Genomic DNA, 15,519 nt, shown 5'->3' with positions numbered 1-15,519 from the left:
GAAGGCCGGCGGAAGGAATCCTCAGCGGCCCGCCGTCAGCCCCTCCAGCAGTCTCGGCAGGGCCGTGCCGATCGGCTCGCGGATCACCTCGTCGGCGCGGTCGTCGTATGGGGTCGGCTCGGAGTTGACGATGATCAGCCGGGCGCCGTGGTCGGCCGCCACCCCGGCGAGCGAGGCGGCGGGCTGTACCTGGAGCGTGCTGCCGACGGCAAGGAAGACCTCGGCCGCCTTCGCCACACCCAGGGCCGTGCCGAGCACCTGCGGATCCAGCCGCTCGCCGAACATCACCGTCGCCGACTTCAGAATCCCGCCGCACACCGGACACGCCGGATCGGGCTCGCCCGCGGCCACCCGCTCCAGAGCCTCCGCCATGGACGACCGCGCATGACAGCGGGTGCAGACGACCGCCCGTACGGTGCCGTGCAGTTCGAGGACCTTGCGTGCGGGCACTCCGGCGAGCTGATGCAGCCCGTCCACGTTCTGCGTGATCACCCGCACCGGCGTCCCGGACCGCTCCAGCCGGGCCACCGCCTCGTGCCCGGCATTCGGCCGCGCCCGGAACGCCGGGCTCTCCTGCCGCATCCGCCACGAGCGCCGCCGGATCTCCGGATCGCTCATGTACACGTCGTAGGTGACGAGCTTCTCCGCCTCCGGATCCCGCCGCCACAGCCCGTTCGGCCCGCGATAGTCGGGGATCCCGGAGTCGGTGGAGATCCCCGCCCCGGTGAGGATCGCGACGAGGGGGCGGCGGGGCGACTGGTCGGGGGACACATCGGTGCCGGTCATGGGGCCGAGGGTACGCAGCGGGGCGGATGGGGGCGAGTGGGTAGTGATGCCGTGTCCCCGTACGGTGATGACGCCCCGACCCACACCGGAGGAATCACATGAACTCGGAGCTGCCGGACCTCGATCCGCCGTCTGCGGCCGATGAGATCGGGCTGCGGGAGCGTGGGCAGTTCACCTCCCTCCTCCAGTGAGGGACGGCCCCGCCCCACCCCGCCCGTGACGTCCGAGCCCCGCCCCTCCGCACCGATCGAGGAGTCACCGTGTTCACCACCCGCCCGACCCTCCAAGGCACCTTCGGGATGGCCTCCACCACGCACTGGCTGGCGTCGCAGTCCGCGATGGCCGTCCTGGAGGACGGCGGCAACGCCTTTGACGCGGCGGTGGCCGCGGGGTTCGTGCTGCATGTCGTGGAGCCGCATCTGAACGGGCCGGCGGGCGAGGCGCCGATCATCCTGGCGCCCGCTGACGGGCCGGTGCGGGTGCTGTGCGGCCAGGGCCCGGCGCCGGCCGGTGCGAGCGTGGCGCACTACACCGCCCTCGGCCTCGACCTGGTGCCCGGCACCGGGCCGCTGGCCGCCGCGGTCCCCGGTGCCTTCGACGCCTGGATGCTGCTGCTGCGCGACCACGGCAGCAAATCCCTCGCCGAGGTGCTGCGGTACGCCATCGAGTACGCCGAACACGGCCATCCCGCCGTCGAGCGGATCGGCGAGGCCGTCGAGACGGTCCGTGCGCTCTTCGAGACGGAGTGGACCTCCTCCGCCGAGATCTACCTCCCGGGCGGGAAGTCCGTCGCCCCCGGCGGGCTGCTCAGGAACCGTCCGCTGGCGGCCACCTGGCGGCGGCTGATCGCGGAGGCGGAGGCCGCGTCGGCCGGCCGCGAGGCGCAGCTCGACGCCGCCCGCCGCATCTGGCGTGAAGGGTTCATCGGCGAGGCACTCGCCGCCTTCGCGGCCCGCCCGGCCATGGACACCTCCGGTGAACGCCATGCCGGCACCCTCACCGGCGACGACCTGGCGGCCTTCTCCGCCACGTACGAAGCACCGGTCACCCACGACTGGAACGGCTGGACCGTCGCCAAGGCGGGCGGCTGGTCCCAGGGCCCCGTCTTCCTCCAGCAACTCGCCCTGCTGCCATCGGAGTTGCCCGCATACGGCAGCCCCGAGTACGTCCATCTGCTCATCGAGGGCGGCAAGCTGGCGATGGCCGACCGCGAGGCCTGGTACGGCGACGCCCGGGACGTGCCGCTCGACACCCTCCTCGGCGACGGCTACAACGCCGCGCGCCGGGCCCTCATCGGCGAGCGGGCCTCGTACGAACTGCGGCCCGGCAGTCCGGACGGGCGCACCCCGCGGCTGAGCCGGCACGCGGTGGCGGCCGCGGCGGGTGCGGACGGCTTCGGCGCGACGGGCGGCGGCAGCGGAGCGGGCGAGCCGACCGTCGGGGGTGGGGGAGTGGGCGAGCCGACCGTAGGGGGCGGTGGGTCCGGTGCGGTGCTCACGGGCGCCGCGCCCGGTGCGGTGCCCGCGGAGGTCGCACCGGAGATCGACCGGACCGGCGCCACGCGCGGCGACACCTGCCACATCGATGTCGTCGACCGCTGGGGCAACCTCGTCTCCGCCACGCCCTCCGGCGGCTGGCTGCAGTCCAACCCCGTCGTCCCGGGGCTCGGCTTCCCGCTCGGCACCCGGCTGCAGATGGCCTGGCTGGAGGAGGGCCTGCCGAATTCCCTCACCCCGGGGCGCCGCCCCCGCACCACCCTCACCCCGTCCCTGGCGCTGCGCGACGGGGTCCCGGTGATGGCCTTCGGGACGCCCGGCGGCGATCAGCAGGACCAGTGGCAGGTCCACTTCTTCCTGGCCGTGGCGCTGCGCGGAGCGGTCCGCGGCGGTCTCGACCTGCAGGGCGCCATCGACGCCCCGAACTGGCACCAGGACTCCTTCCCCGGCTCCTTCTTCCCCCGCGGGATGCGGCCGGGGAGCGTGACCGTGGAGTCCCGGATCGGCCGGGGGATCATCGACGAGCTGCGGCGGCGCGGTCACCGGGTCACGGTGGGTGACGACTGGTCCGAGGGGCGGCTGTGTGCCGTGGCCCGGGACCCGGAGAGCGGTGTGCTGTCCGCGGCGGCGAATCCGCGGGGGATGCAGGGGTACGCGGCCGGGCGCTGAGGCGGCCCGGGGCGGTGCGGGGCCCGGGGCGGCGCCCGGAGCGGTTCCGGGCCGTGCCCTCCGCGGCATCCGGAGTTCACCTGCGGTCCAGCCGCCGTGTCAGTGGCTCATGGTTCGATGGATGCATGATCGAGCCAATTCGTACTCATGATTCGGGAGATACCACGGATATCACCGACGCTGTTGCCATGACCCTGTCGCCGGACCTGTCGGGCCTGGACCTGGCCGCCGTCGAGGCCGCCGTCCGCCGCGCCGCTGCCGACGAGATCATGCCGCGCTTCCGCCAGCTCGCCGCCGAGGACATCGTCGAGAAGAACGGCCCGCACGACCTCGTCACGGTCGCCGACCGCCGCGCCGAGGAGCAGCTCACCGCCGCTCTGACGGACCTGCTGCCCGGCTCCCGGGTGGTCGGCGAGGAGGCGGTGCACGCCGACCCCACCGTGCTCGACGCGCTGCACGGCGACGCCCCCGTCTGGATCGTCGACCCGGTCGACGGCACCCGCCAGTTCGTGCACGGCGACCCCGGCTTCGCCACGCTCGTCGCGCTCGCCCACCGCGGCGAGGTGCTCGCGTCGTGGACGTACGCCCCCGCGCTCGGCCTGCTGGCCGTCGCCCGCCGCGGCGCCGGCGCCGAGCTGAACGGCACACCGCTGCACACCGGCAGCCCCGCGCCGGGCGCCGTCCTCGATGTCGCCACCTCCCACTACGACTTCACCGACGACGACCAGAAGCGGGTGCTCGCCACCCTGGACACCGCCGGTATCGCCCCGCGGCCCTGCGGCTCGGCGGGCCTGGAGTATCTGCACATAGCCCGCGGCGAGCTCGACGCCATCGCCTTCAGCTGGGAAAACGCCTGGGATCACGCCGCCGGGCTGCTGCTGGTCCAGGAGGCGGGCGGCACGAGCGGCACGGTTGCCGGGCAGCCCTTCCGGATCGAGGGCGGCAACGCACTGCCCTTCACTGCGGCGCGGGACGCCGAAACGGCGCGGCGTATCCTCGGACTGCTGGCAGCCGCCAACTGATCCTCGCCGATGAGGATCGGACGTGAGGGGAGTGGCGCAGGTGCCGAGGATGCTTGATGCCGTGGTGATCGGGGCGGGCCCCAACGGCCTGACGGCCGCGGCCGAACTCGCCCGCCGGGGCATGTCCGTGGAGGTCTTCGAGGCCTGCGACACCATCGGCGGCGGTGCCCGCACCGAGGAGCTGACCCTCCCCGGTTTCCGCCACGACCCCTGCTCGGCGGTGCACCCCACGGGCGCGGGCTCACCCGCCTTCGCCGCCATGCCGCTGGCGCGCCACGGCCTGGAATGGCTGCACCCCGACCTCCCGATGGCGCACCCCTTCCCGGACGGCACGGCCGCCGTGCTCGCCCACTGCGTCGGTGAGACCGCCATGTCCTTCGGGCCGCGCGACGCCGGCACCTACCGCAGGCTCGTCGCGCCCTTCGTCGGCAAGTGGGAGACGATGGCCCATGACTTCCTGCGCACCCAGTGGCTCGGCCTGCCCCAGGACCCGCTGACCTACGCCCGCTTCGGCCTGGTCGCGATGCAGCCGGTCACCCTGCTCAACCGCCGCTTCCAGGACGAGAAGGCCCGTGCGCTGCTGGCCGGGCTCGGCGCGCACGCCAACGCCCCGCTCGGCGGCTTCGGGACCTCCGGCATGGCCCTGATGTTCGCGCTCGCCGCCCACGCCCACGGCTGGCCGGTGGCCCGCGGCGGCTCCCAGGCCATCTCCGACGCCCTCGCCGGGCTGCTGCGCGCCCATGGCGGTGCGGTGCACACCGACTTCGAGGTCAAGCGGCTGGACGACCTGCCGCCGGCCCGGGCGTACGTCTTCGACACCTCACCGACCGCGCTCGCCCGGATCGCCGGCCTGGGCAACGCCTACCGCGACGTGAAGTACGGCCCCAGCGTCTTCAAGGTCGACTACGCGCTCTCGGGCCCGGTGCCGTGGACGGCCGCGGCGGCCCGCCGCGCCGGCACCGTCCACATCGGCCCCACCAGCGGTGAGATCGCCGCCGCGCTGAACGCCGCCACATACGGCCAGGACCCGTCCCGCCCCTTCCTGATCACCGCTCAGCCCAGCCTGATCGACCCCACCCGCGCCCCCGAGGGCAAGCACACGTTCTGGGCGTACGGCCATGTCCCCCACGGCTGGGAGGGCGACGCCACCGAGGTCGTCGAGCGGCAGATCGAGCGTTTCGCACCCGGCTTCCGCGACCTGGTCCTGGCGCGCGCGGTGGCCGGCCCGCCGCAACTCGCCGCCCGTAACGCCAATTACGTGGGCGGCGACACCGCCACCGGCTCCGCGGCCGGCCTGCGGCTGCTCATCCGCCCCAAGCTCGCCCGCGTCCCGTACGAGACCGCGCACCCCGCCGTCTTCCTCTGCTCGCAGGCCACCCCGCCCGGCCCCGGCGTCCACGGCATGTCCGGCCACTACGCCGCCAAGTCGGTCTGGCGGCGGCTGCGCGGACACCGCCGCTGACGGCGGACACGGCCTAGAAGACTCATGAAGATCTTGGAGTTCTGGCCCCGCCGCGTGAGCGGCGGGGCCAGACTGCTTGTTGTGGTGATGGGGGAATGGGCCGGGGAGACGGTCGGGCCGGATGTGTGGGAGACCTGCCGGGATTTGATCCCGGCGGGGAGTGTGTTCGCTTTCCTGGCCGAGCATCGCAGCACGCTGTTCGAAGCGGAGATGTTCGCGGACATGTACCCGTCGGCGAACGGGCGGCCGAGTATGCCGCCGCAGATCCTGGCCTCGGCGATCACGCTGCAGGCCCTGCACGGGCTGTCGGACTTCGAGACGGTCCAGGAACTGCGGTGCGACCTGAGGTGGAAGGCAGCCTGCGGACTGGGCCTTCATGACATGGCGTTCGATCCGTCGTTGCTGGCCTACTTCCGCCGCCGGCTGGCCCGTTCCGCCCGGCCGAACCGGGTGTTCGAGGCTGTGCGGGAGGTCGTGAAGGCCACCGGTGTCCTCAAGGGCAAGCACCGCCGGGCGCTGGATTCCACCGTGCTGGATGACGCGGTGGCCACCCAGGACACCGTCACCCAGATCATCGCCGCCATCCGGGCGGTGATCCGGGACGTCCCCGGGGCCGGCGAGGTGGTCGCGGTGCACTGCACCGCGCACGACTACAACGACCCGGGCAAGCCGAGGATCGCCTGGAACGACGAGCAGGCCCGTGCCGACCTGGTCGACGCCCTGGTCGGTGACGCGCTGCGGCTGCTGGGCCACCTGCCCGAGCAGCAGCTCGGCGAGAAGGCCGCGAACGCGGTCGGCATCCTGGCCCTGGTCGCGGGCCAGGACGTGGAGCCCGCCGAGGACTCCGACGGCCGCGACGGGCGCTGGCGCATCACCCAAGGCACCGCACAGAACCGGATGGTCTCCACTGTCGACCCCGAAGCCCGGCACGTGCACAAGACCCGCACCCACCAGCAGGACGGCTTCAAGGCCCACCTCGCCATTGAGCCCGAGACCGGGTTATACACCGCCGTCGCCCTGCGGCCCGGAGCCGGTCCCGAGCACCACGAGGCGATGGTCGGAATCGACCTGCTCACCGACGAGGACGAGCCCGTTGACGCCTTCGGTGACACCGCCTACTCCACAGGTGACGCCCGCCACAGCCTCGAAACCGCCGGTCACCGGCTGTTCCTCAAACCCGCACCGCTGCGGCCCGCCGTCCCTGGCGGCTTCACCCTCGACGACTTCGTCATCGACACCGTCGCCGCCACCGTGACCTGCCCCGCCGGACACACCGTCCCTTTATCCGCTCCCGCCGGGCAGTACCACCAGCGCAAAGCCTGGTTCAAGGACGTGTGCGCCGGATGCCCCCTTCGTGAGCGGTGCACCAAGGCCAAGGCCGGGCGGATCCTGACCATCCGTCCGCACCACGATCTGCTCGCCGCCGCCCGCCAGCAGGCCGCCACCGATCCCGACTGGCAGGCCGACTACCGGCGCTGGAGACCACCGGTCGAACGTGCCGTCGCCTGGCTCGTCCACCACGGCAACCGCAAACTCCGCTACCGCGGCACCATCAAGAACGACACCTGGCTCCACACCCGAGCAGCCGCCCTCAACCTTCGCCGACTGATCAACCTCGGACTCAACCGAACCAACGGAACCTGGCACCTCGCCCCGGCCAGCACATAGCCGGAGGGGCCGCCCGGCCTGCGGCCGAACGACCCCTCAGCAAGATCTTCATGAGTCTTCTAGGGTGGGACGCCATGAACACCCCCCGTACCTCTCTCACCGTCGTCCAGGGCGATATCACCGAACAGGCCGTGGACGCCGTGGTCAACGCGGCCAACTCCTCGCTCCTCGGGGGCGGGGGAGTGGACGGCGCGATCCACCGGCGCGGCGGCCCCGAGATCCTGGCCGAGTGCCGCGCGCTGCGCGACGGCCAATACGGCCGCGGCCTGCCCACCGGCCAGGCCGTCGCCACCACGGCCGGCCGGCTGCCGGCGCGCTGGGTCGTTCACACGGTCGGGCCGGTGCACTCCGGCAGCGCGGACCGCAGCCACCTGCTCGCCTCCTGCTATCGCGCATCCCTGCGGGTGGCCGGCGAACTGGGCGCGCGGACGGTCGCCTTCCCGGCGATCTCCACCGGCATCTACCGCTGGCCGCTCGCCGACGGCGCACGCACCGCGGTCACCACCGTGCGTGCCGCGGTCGCCGAGGCCCCCGACGCCTTCGACGAGATCCGCTTCGTCGTGTTCGACGACCAGGCACGGGAGGCGTACGAGGCGGCCCTGACGGAGACCGGCCGCTGACGTGCGGTGATCATCGAGGGTCCCGGGTGCTCCGACCTCCATGTCGGATTCTCGCCAGCCGGAGGGCGCCGACTGGGGAATCCTTGAGGGCATGCACACCGACACCGAGCGCTGCGTGCGCGCCGTGCAGTCCAAGGACGCCCGCTTCGACGGGTGGTTCTACACGGCGGTGCTCACCACCCGAATCTACTGCCGCCCCAGCTGTCCGGTGGTGCCGCCCAAGCCGGAGAACATGCGCTTCTACCCCAGCGCGGCCGCCGCCCAGCAGGCCGGATTCCGGGCCTGCAAGCGGTGCCGGCCGGATGCCAGCCCCGGGTCCCCGCAATGGGACGAGCGGGCCGATCTGGTCGCCCGCGCCATGCGGCTGATCGCCGACGGCATCGTCGACCGCGAGGGCGTCCCCGGCCTCGCCGCCCGGCTCGGCTACAGCACCCGGCAGATCGAACGGCAGCTGCTCGCCGAGCTGGGGGCCGGACCGCTGGCCCTGGCCCGCGCCCAGCGCGCACAGACCGCCCGGCTGCTGGTGGAGACCACCGCACTGCCGATGGCCGAGGTCGCCTTCGCCGCCGGATTCGCCAGCATCCGCACCTTCAACGAGACCGTGCGGGAGGTCTTCGCGCTGTCCCCGACGGAGCTCCGTCAGCGCGCGCGGCCCGGCCCCCGTACGGCGGCGCCCGGCACCCTGGCGCTGCGGCTGCCCTTCCGACAGCCGCTGAACCCCGACAACCTCTTCGGGCACCTCGCGGCGACCGCCGTCCCCGGCGTCGAGGAGTGGCGGGACGGCGCCTACCGCCGCACTCTGCGCCTGCCCTACGGCCACGGCATCGTGGCTCTCGCGCCCCGCCCCGACCACATCGACTGCCGGCTGTCCCTCACCGACCTGCGGGATCTGGCCGGCGCCATCGCCCGCTGCCGCCGGATGCTCGACCTCGACGCGGACCCGGAGGCCGTCGACGGGCTGCTGCACGAGGACCCGCGACTGGCTCCGCTCGTCGACAAGGCGCCCGGCCGCCGGGTCCCGCGCACCGTCGACGCCGACGAGTTCGCTCTCCGCGCCGTCCTGGGCCAGCAGGTCTCCACCGCGGCGGCCCGCACCCATGCCGGACGGCTGGTCCGTGCGCACGGCGAGCGCGTCGACGACCCGGGCGGCGGTCTCAGCCACCTCTTCCCGTTGCCCGCCGCGCTCGCCGCACTGGACCCGGAGTCACTGGCGATGCCCCGCACCCGCCGGGCCACCCTCACCGGCGTCATCGCCGCCCTCGGCTCCGGCACGCTGCAACTGGGCGTCGGCAGCGACCGTGACGCGGCCCGCGCACAGCTCGCGGCGCTCCCGGGCATCGGCCCCTGGACCGTCGAATGCATCGCCATGCGTGCGCTCGGCGACCCCGACGCCTTCACCCCCACCGACCTCGGACTGCGCCGCGCGGCCGCCGGCCTCGGCCTGCCGGCCACCCCCGCCGCCCTCGTCCGGCACGCCGCGCTCTGGCGTCCCTGGCGCGCCTACGCCGTCCAGTACCTCTGGGCGACCGACGACCACCCCATCAACCGCCTCCCGACGAACTGAGTCCCCCGCCATGACCGTGCACACCGCCGAACCCGGCGCCCCGCTCACCCACACCGTCCTGGACGACACCCCGGTGGGGCCGCTCACCCTGGTCGCCGCCGGGACCGCCCTCACCGGCCTCTACATGACCGAGCAGCGCCACCGCCCGCCTCAGGAGAGCTTCGGCGCCCCGGCGGACCCCGGCGCACCGCCGTTCGCCGTGGCCATCGCGCAGCTCCGGGCCTATTTCCGTGGCGAGTTGACCACCTTCGACCTGCCGCTCGCGCTGCGCGGCACCCCCTTCCAGCGCCGCGTCTGGGCGGCGCTGTGCGGCATCCCGTACGGTGAGACCCGCTCGTACGGGCAGCTCGCCGAGGCGCTCGGTGTCCCCACCGCGGCCCGCGCGGTCGGCCTGGCCAACGGGCGCAACCCGGTCGGCATCATCGTCCCCTGCCATCGCGTCGTCGGCGCCGACGGCAGCCTCACCGGCTACGGCGGCGGCCTGGACCGCAAGCGCCGCCTGCTCGCCTTCGAGCGGACGGACGAGGCCCTCTTCCCGGCCACGCTCTAGGGGCCGCCCGAACGGCTACCCGCCCGAGTGGCTACCCGTCCGATCCGGCGGCCGGCTGCTCGGCGGGCCCCTCCGCCCCCACGACCTCCCGCACCTCGTCCACCAGTCGCTCCGCCTCCCGCAGGGAGTGCGCCAACTCCTCCTGTGTGCCGCCGAGTCGGGCGAGCAGGCCGGTGGCGCGAGGGCCGAAACCGGGCGGCGTCCGCGGGAGCGCCGCGGCCGCCGCGAGGGCGCCCTTCTCGCTGAGACACCAGACGCCGTGGTGGGCGTGCAGGGCCTGGACGAGGCCGCCGACGGCGCGGGAGAGGCACAGCGAGGCGTGCAGCACGTCCCGGGCCGGGTACGACTTGGCCGCCATCGCCGCCGAGAACCCCGCGTCCCAGACCGCGGCGCCGGTCAGCGCCGTGCGCAGGGCGTCCGGGTACTGCCGGGTCTCCTGTCGCAGACGGGCCAGTTCCCCGTCGGTGTCGGCGAGCACCCGGCCCAGCGCCGCCTCGCCCGGATAGGCGGGGGACCAGAAGCCGAGCGGATGACCGGCCTGGACGCCGATCTCGAAGCGGCCCGCGCGGCACTCCTCCCACACCCGCCACACCCGGTCGGTGTCCCGCAGGATCCAGTCCACGTGGCTGCCGTCGGGCAGCACCAGCCAGGCCCCGCCGTTGACCCACGCACCCCAGGCACCGGGCGGATACACCTCGACGGGGCCGCCGGTCAGCTCCGCGGCCAGCGTCGCCAGCGCGGTCAGATCCGGCTCGCCGCGGTAGTAGACCCCCAGATCCCAGTCGGAGTCCGGCCGCTGGGTCCCGCGGGCCCGGCTTCCCCCGAGCATCACCCCGACGACCCCTGGCACCTGCGCGAGCCTGGCGGCGATCTCTTCCATGGCGGCACGGTACGGGCGCCACGGGCCCGACTTCACCTCAATTCTTCGGTCCGCCGGCCACGGCCGGCGGCACCCCGTCCTCCAGCTCCGCCGGGCCGCGGCCGTCCGCGAGGGCCTTCAGGGCGGCGCCGATGCGCAGTGCCAGCTCCCGGTTCACCAGCGTCTGGGCCTCGTCCCAGTGCACCAGGCGCCAGGACAGCAGCTCCTCGTGCTGCAGCCGGATCGCCGCGAACCGGCCGGCGTCCAGCACCCCGCCGTCGTAGAGGTACGACACCAGCGGCGGCCGGCCCGTGCCGCGTACCCAGTCGACGGCGAGCAGCGGGCCCGGCTCGATGTCCAGACCGATCTCCTCGGCGGTCTCGCGGCGGGCGGCCTGGCGGGGCGATTCGCCCCGGTCCGACTCGACGGTGCCGCCCGGCAGGATCCAGGTGTCGCGGTAGTTGGGCTCCACCAGCAGGAGGCGGCCCTCCGCGTCACGGAAGATGACGCCCGCGCCCGCGAGGACACGGGGCAGGCCGGCGATGTAGGAGGCGTAGTCCATGGTCGTCACGGCGTGAGCCTACGGCCTGACCGGCGGTACCTCGAGACCGCGGGCCGGGCGCCCGCGCGGCACCGCGACCGGCGTGCCCTGTTCGCCGGGCGGCCCGGCGGATAAGGTCACAGCGGCGCGACTGCCAGCTCGAAAGCAAGGGGAAACACGGTGGCGGACGCAGCAAGGACAGCATCGGCATATGTGCTGATCGCCGCGGACAAGTTCAAGGGCTCGCTCACGGCCGTCGAGGTCGCCGAGCACGTCACGGCCGGTCTCCGGCGCGTGATCCCCGACCTGGACGTGGTCGCCGTCCCGGTCGCGGACGGTGGCGACGGCACGGTGGCGGCCGCCCTCGCGGCCGGCTTCACCCGTCACGAGGCCCGGGTCACCGGCCCGACCGGCAGCCCGGTGACGGCCACCTTCGCGCTGCGCGACGACGGCACGGCCGTGGTGGAGATGGCGGAGGCCTCCGGGCTCCAGCACCTCCCCGCCGGCGTCTTCGCGCCCCTGACGGCGAGCACGTACGGCACCGGCGAGCTGCTGCGCGCCGCACTCGACGCGGGCGCGACCTCGCTCGTCTTCGGCGTCGGCGGCAGCGCCACGACCGATGGCGGCGCGGGGATGCTCACGGCGCTGGGCGCCCGCCTCCTGGACGCGGACGGCGAGCCGGTCGCCCCCGGCGGCGGCCCGCTGCGCGAGCTGGCCACCGCCGATCTGTCCGGCCTGGACCCCCGGCTGGCCGCGACCCGGATCGTGCTGGCCAGCGACGTCGACAACCCGCTCACCGGCCCGAAGGGCGCCCCGGCGGTCTACGGCCCGCAGAAGGGGGCGAGCGAGGCGGACGTGGCCACCCTGGACGCCGCTCTGGCGCACTACGCCGAGGTGCTGGCGCGGGCGGCCGGCCCGCGAGCCGCGGAAGCGGCCCTGGCACCGGGCGCGGGCGCCGCGGGCGGGATCGGCTACGGCGCGCTGGTCGGTCTGGACGCCGAGTTCCGGCCGGGCATCGACGTGATGCTCGACGTCCTGGGCTTCGCCCCGGCGCTGGCCGGAGCCGGTTTCGTGATCACGGGTGAGGGCTCGCTCGACGCCCAGACGCTGCACGGCAAGGCGCCGGCCGGGGTCGCCGCGGCGGCCCGCGCGGCCGGTCTGGACGTGGCCGCGGTCTGCGGCCGGCTCCAGCTGCCGCCCGAGGCCCTGCGGGCGGCCGGCATCCGGCGTGCCTACGCGCTGACGGATCTGGAGCCCGATCCGGCCCGCTGCATGGCCCAGGCGGGGCCGCTGCTGGAGCGGGCGGCCGAGCGCCTGGCGCGCGACTTCCTGGTCTGAGACAGCCGCCGCACCACGACGGGAGCCCCGGGCGAATCATTCGCCCGGGGCTCCCGTGTGTCCTTCGGTGCTCCGTTACGGGAGCTGTGCGGCGCGCGACTCGGCGCGCGATTCGCGGCGGTTGTCGCGGAAGGTGTTCACCCTCCGGGCCGTCGCGAACAGCGGGATCATCGCGCCCATGACCACCTGCAGGGCGCAGCCGGTCTGCAGCAGCAGCTGACCGCCGGGGGCGTCCAGCGCCCAGGCCGCGAGCATGCCCATGCTGAGCACGATCCAGCTGAGCATCGCCACCGCGAGCCGCCCCCGCGGCTTCGGGTACTCGACCCGGCTCACCATCAGCCAGGCCACCCCGATGATCGCCAGCAGCGTCGGCACGAACGGCAGCTCCAGCAGCACGATGGCGACGACGGTCAGGGCGCCGAACGGGCTCGGCATGCCCTGGAAGATGCCGTCACGCAGTGTGACGCAGGAGAACCGTGCAAGCCGGAGCACCACCGCCAGCAGCACCACGACCGCGGCCACCACCGACACCCGCTGGTGCGCGTCCTGGGCGACCATGCCCCAGGTCACGACGAAGTACGCGGGCGCCAGCCCGAAGCTGATCAGGTCGGAGAGGTTGTCGAGCTCGGCCCCCATCGCCGAGGCCCGCAGCTTGCGCGCCACCAGTCCGTCGAAGAGGTCGAAGACCGAGGCGAACAGCATCAGGATCACGGCCATCGCCGCGCTGTGACGGGCCATCCCGCCGTCCTCGGTGCCCGTCAGATGCGGGATGAGGACGCCGGTGGTGGTGAAGTACACGGCCATGAAGCCGCAGATGGCGTTGCCGAGGGTGAGGGTGTCCGCTATTGACAGCCGCGTGGACAGCGGCATGTCGTCGTCCTCGTCGGTCTCGGGCGCCCAGCCTGCCTGTGTCTCGGGATCAATCACGGTCAAGGCGAGTCACCCCCGCGGTGGTGGCCTGGCCGACCTCGACCGCGGCCTCGACGCCTTCCGGGAGGTAGACATCGACGCGCGAGCCGAAGCGGATCAGGCCGATCCGCTCACCCTGCTCGACCTTGGTGCGCTCGGGCACGTAGGGGACGATTCGGCGGGCCACCGCGCCGGCGATCTGCACCATCTCGATGTCGCCGAGCTCGGTGTCGAAGTGCCAGACGACCCGCTCGTTGTTCTCGCTCTCCTTGTTGAACGCCGGGACGAACCCGCCGGGGATGTGCTCCACGGACGTCACCGTGCCGGCCAGCGGCGCGCGGTTGACGTGGACGTTCAGCGGGCTCATGAAGATCGCGACACGGGTGCGCCCGTCCTTCCACGGCATGATGCTCTGCACCACGCCGTCGGCCGGGGAGATGACACGGCCCTGAGCGATCTCCCGCTCGGGGTCGCGGAAGAACCACAGCATGCCCGCCGCCAGTGCGGTGGTGGGCACGGCAACAGCGGCCCAGCGACCCGACCGGCGGGACCGGGCGAGGCTGACCGCCGCGGTGGCAACGGTCGGCAGGAGCCACGGCGACGCTCCGCGCGCGAGGCGGACGCGACCGCGTGGTGCAGAGGATTGGCTGTGGGGCATGGATGACCTTCGTAGCGGAGGATGCCGCGTATGGATACGGGGGACGGCGGCTTTCCGGGGATGCTATCGGTTACGAGCGGCAACTGGCCAAGAGCCAGAGCCAATCCGTGGCCGAAGAACGATGACGGGGTGTGATCTTCGTCTAGACCAAAGCACTCCAAACGGGACGTTCACCCCTGGATCCGGTACTCCTCGAGTAGCCGTCGGCCGATGATCATTTTCTGGATCTCGGCGGTACCTTCACCGATCAGGAGCATCGGGGCCTCGCGGTAGAGGCGCTCGATCTCGTACTCCTTCGAGAAGCCGTAGCCGCCGTGGATACGGAACGCGTCTTCCACCACCTCCTTGCAGTACTCGGAGGCCAGGTACTTCGCCATGCCCGCCTCGAGGTCGTTTCGCTGCCCCGAGTCCTTTTTGCGAGCGGCATTCACCATCATTGCATGGGCCGCTTCGACCTTTGTTGCCATTTCCGCCAGTTTGAACTGAATGGCCTGGTGCTGGGCGATCGGCTTGCCGAAGGTGTGTCGCTGCTGGGCGTAGGAGACACCCAGTTCGAACGCGCGCTGGGCGACGCCGCATCCGCGCGCGGCCACATTGACCCGGCCGACCTCGACGCCGTCCATCATGTGATAGAAGCCACGTCCGCTTTCGCCGCCGAGCACCCGATCGGCCGGGATCCGCAGCCCGTCCATGATCAGTTCGGTGGTGTCGACGCCCTTGTAGCCCATCTTGTCGATCTTGCCCGGGATGGTCAGGCCCGGCCGCACCTCGCCGAAGCCGGCCTCCTTCTCCACGAGGAAGGTCGTCATCGACTTGTGCGGGGCGGTGCCCTCCGGGTGGCCCTCGTCCGTCCGGCACAGCACCGCGACCAGCGTCGAGGTGCCGCCGTTGGTGAGCCACATCTTCTGGCCGTTGAGGACGTACTCGTCGCCCTCCCGCACGCCCTTGGAGGAGATCGCCGACACGTCCGAGCCGAGCGCCGGCTCCGACATCGAGAAGGCGCCCCGGATTTCACCGGCCGCCATCTTCGGCAGGAAGTAGTCCTTCTGCTCCTGCGTACCGTGCTGCTTGAGCATGTACGCCACGATGAAGTGCGTGTTGATGATGCCCGAGACGCTCATCCAGCCGCGGGCGATTTCCTCGACGGTCAGCGCGTAGGTGAGCAGGGACTCACCCAGCCCGCCGTACTCCTCGGGAATCATCAGGCCGAACACGCCGAGTTCCTTCAGGCCCTCGACGATCTGCGACGGGTATTCGTCGCGGTGCTCCAGCTCCGTGGCGACCGGCAGGATCTCCTTGTCCACGAAGTCGCGGACGGTGGAGAGGATTTCCCGCTGGATGTCGGTCAGGCCCTCGGTCTGCGCGAGACGGGTCATG

General features: G+C 73.0%; 14 protein-coding genes. 8 read left to right on the top strand and 6 right to left on the bottom strand.

The features are described from left to right. Positions 1–21: 21 nt before the first annotated feature. Positions 22–786 (bottom strand): SIR2 family NAD-dependent protein deacylase, encoded by a 765-nt coding sequence (locus OIU81_RS06325; RefSeq protein ID WP_329144702.1) that lies wholly within the window; start codon positions 784–786, stop codon positions 22–24. Positions 787–1,046: 260 nt separating this feature from the next. On the opposite strand from OIU81_RS06325, the gene OIU81_RS06320 reads away from it, so the two are divergent. The 7 genes from OIU81_RS06320 to OIU81_RS06290 all read left to right on the top strand — a co-directional run bounded on the left by OIU81_RS06320 (position 1,047) and on the right by OIU81_RS06290 (position 9,837). Further along, positions 1,047–2,951: a gamma-glutamyltransferase family protein gene (locus tag OIU81_RS06320; RefSeq protein ID WP_329144700.1), complete on the top strand. Its 1,905-nt coding sequence runs from the start codon at positions 1,047–1,049 to the stop codon at positions 2,949–2,951. 188 nt (positions 2,952–3,139) lie between these two features. Then, entirely contained in the window at positions 3,140–3,973 is an 834-nt protein-coding gene (locus OIU81_RS06315; protein ID WP_329144698.1) for an inositol monophosphatase family protein, read from the top strand. 49 nt (positions 3,974–4,022) lie between these two features. Next, a complete protein-coding gene (locus OIU81_RS06310; RefSeq protein WP_329144696.1) occupies positions 4,023–5,435 on the top strand; it encodes a phytoene desaturase family protein in 1,413 nt (470 codons plus the stop codon). An 87-nt stretch (positions 5,436–5,522) separates the two neighbouring features. After that, positions 5,523–7,103 carry an IS1182 family transposase gene (locus OIU81_RS06305; RefSeq protein WP_329154932.1) on the top strand — a complete coding sequence of 527 codons (1,581 nt, stop codon included), beginning with the start codon at positions 5,523–5,525 and terminating at the stop codon, positions 7,101–7,103. A 74-nt stretch (positions 7,104–7,177) separates the two neighbouring features. Next, positions 7,178–7,723 carry an O-acetyl-ADP-ribose deacetylase gene (locus tag OIU81_RS06300; RefSeq protein ID WP_329144694.1) on the top strand — a complete coding sequence of 182 codons (546 nt, stop codon included), beginning with the start codon at positions 7,178–7,180 and terminating at the stop codon, positions 7,721–7,723. A gap of 91 nt (positions 7,724–7,814) precedes the next feature. Next, positions 7,815–9,287, top strand: coding sequence for an AlkA N-terminal domain-containing protein (locus OIU81_RS06295; RefSeq protein ID WP_329154930.1), 1,473 nt, complete (start codon positions 7,815–7,817; stop codon positions 9,285–9,287). A gap of 10 nt (positions 9,288–9,297) precedes the next feature. After that, positions 9,298–9,837: a methylated-DNA--[protein]-cysteine S-methyltransferase gene (locus tag OIU81_RS06290; RefSeq protein ID WP_329144691.1), complete on the top strand. Its 540-nt coding sequence runs from the start codon at positions 9,298–9,300 to the stop codon at positions 9,835–9,837. A 31-nt stretch (positions 9,838–9,868) separates the two neighbouring features. Here OIU81_RS06290 and OIU81_RS06285 read toward each other — a convergent pair whose 3' ends face one another. Next, on the bottom strand, positions 9,869–10,717 hold the full coding sequence (locus OIU81_RS06285) for a nucleotidyltransferase domain-containing protein (protein WP_329144689.1): 849 nt from the start codon (positions 10,715–10,717) through the stop codon (positions 9,869–9,871). Between the two features lie 37 nt (positions 10,718–10,754). Then, positions 10,755–11,258, bottom strand: a complete 504-nt coding sequence (locus tag OIU81_RS06280; protein WP_329154928.1) for an NUDIX hydrolase — start codon at positions 11,256–11,258, stop codon at positions 10,755–10,757. Between the two features lie 192 nt (positions 11,259–11,450). Between OIU81_RS06280 and OIU81_RS06275 the strand changes: the two genes are divergently transcribed. Next, the gene (locus OIU81_RS06275; RefSeq protein ID WP_329154926.1) at positions 11,451–12,575 is read left to right on the top strand and encodes a glycerate kinase; all 1,125 of its coding nucleotides are present in this window, start codon (positions 11,451–11,453) and stop codon (positions 12,573–12,575) included. A gap of 75 nt (positions 12,576–12,650) precedes the next feature. Here OIU81_RS06275 and pssA read toward each other — a convergent pair whose 3' ends face one another. From pssA to OIU81_RS06260, 3 genes are all read right to left on the bottom strand, one after another. Beyond that, the gene (gene pssA, locus OIU81_RS06270) at positions 12,651–13,508 is read right to left on the bottom strand and encodes a CDP-diacylglycerol--serine O-phosphatidyltransferase (protein ID WP_329144687.1); all 858 of its coding nucleotides are present in this window, start codon (positions 13,506–13,508) and stop codon (positions 12,651–12,653) included. Further along, positions 13,495–14,142, bottom strand: coding sequence for a phosphatidylserine decarboxylase (locus OIU81_RS06265; protein WP_329144685.1), 648 nt, complete (start codon positions 14,140–14,142; stop codon positions 13,495–13,497). Before OIU81_RS06265 ends, pssA begins: the two co-directional genes overlap by 14 nt. 170 nt (positions 14,143–14,312) lie before the next feature. Beyond that, on the bottom strand, positions 14,313–15,518 hold the full coding sequence (locus OIU81_RS06260; protein WP_329144683.1) for an acyl-CoA dehydrogenase family protein: 1,206 nt from the start codon (positions 15,516–15,518) through the stop codon (positions 14,313–14,315). Position 15,519 lies beyond the last annotated feature (1 nt).

This window comes from Streptomyces sp. NBC_01454 (assembly GCF_036227565.1).
In the GTDB taxonomy this organism is placed as follows: domain Bacteria; phylum Actinomycetota; class Actinomycetes; order Streptomycetales; family Streptomycetaceae; genus Streptomyces.
Note: the sequence above shows the minus strand (reverse complement) of the source record. Positions and strands in the feature narration are given on the sequence as shown.

Excerpts from the sequence above, each read along its gene's own strand:
- OIU81_RS06325 (WP_329144702.1), bottom strand. The coding sequence starts at position 786 with ATGACCGGCACCGATGTGTCCCCCGACCAGTCGCCCCGCCGCCCCCTC.
- OIU81_RS06315 (WP_329144698.1), top strand. The coding sequence starts at position 3,140 with ATGACCCTGTCGCCGGACCTGTCGGGCCTGGACCTGGCCGCCGTCGAG.
- OIU81_RS06310 (WP_329144696.1), top strand. The coding sequence starts at position 4,023 with ATGCTTGATGCCGTGGTGATCGGGGCGGGCCCCAACGGCCTGACGGCC.
- OIU81_RS06305 (WP_329154932.1), top strand. The coding sequence starts at position 5,523 with ATGGGGGAATGGGCCGGGGAGACGGTCGGGCCGGATGTGTGGGAGACC.
- OIU81_RS06300 (WP_329144694.1), top strand. The coding sequence starts at position 7,178 with ATGAACACCCCCCGTACCTCTCTCACCGTCGTCCAGGGCGATATCACC.
- OIU81_RS06295 (WP_329154930.1), top strand. The coding sequence starts at position 7,815 with ATGCACACCGACACCGAGCGCTGCGTGCGCGCCGTGCAGTCCAAGGAC.
- OIU81_RS06290 (WP_329144691.1), top strand. The coding sequence starts at position 9,298 with ATGACCGTGCACACCGCCGAACCCGGCGCCCCGCTCACCCACACCGTC.
- OIU81_RS06285 (WP_329144689.1), bottom strand. The coding sequence starts at position 10,717 with ATGGAAGAGATCGCCGCCAGGCTCGCGCAGGTGCCAGGGGTCGTCGGG.
- OIU81_RS06280 (WP_329154928.1), bottom strand. The coding sequence starts at position 11,258 with ATGGACTACGCCTCCTACATCGCCGGCCTGCCCCGTGTCCTCGCGGGC.
- OIU81_RS06265 (WP_329144685.1), bottom strand. The coding sequence starts at position 14,142 with ATGCCCCACAGCCAATCCTCTGCACCACGCGGTCGCGTCCGCCTCGCG.
- OIU81_RS06260 (WP_329144683.1), bottom strand. The coding sequence starts at position 15,518 with ATGACCCGTCTCGCGCAGACCGAGGGCCTGACCGACATCCAGCGGGAA.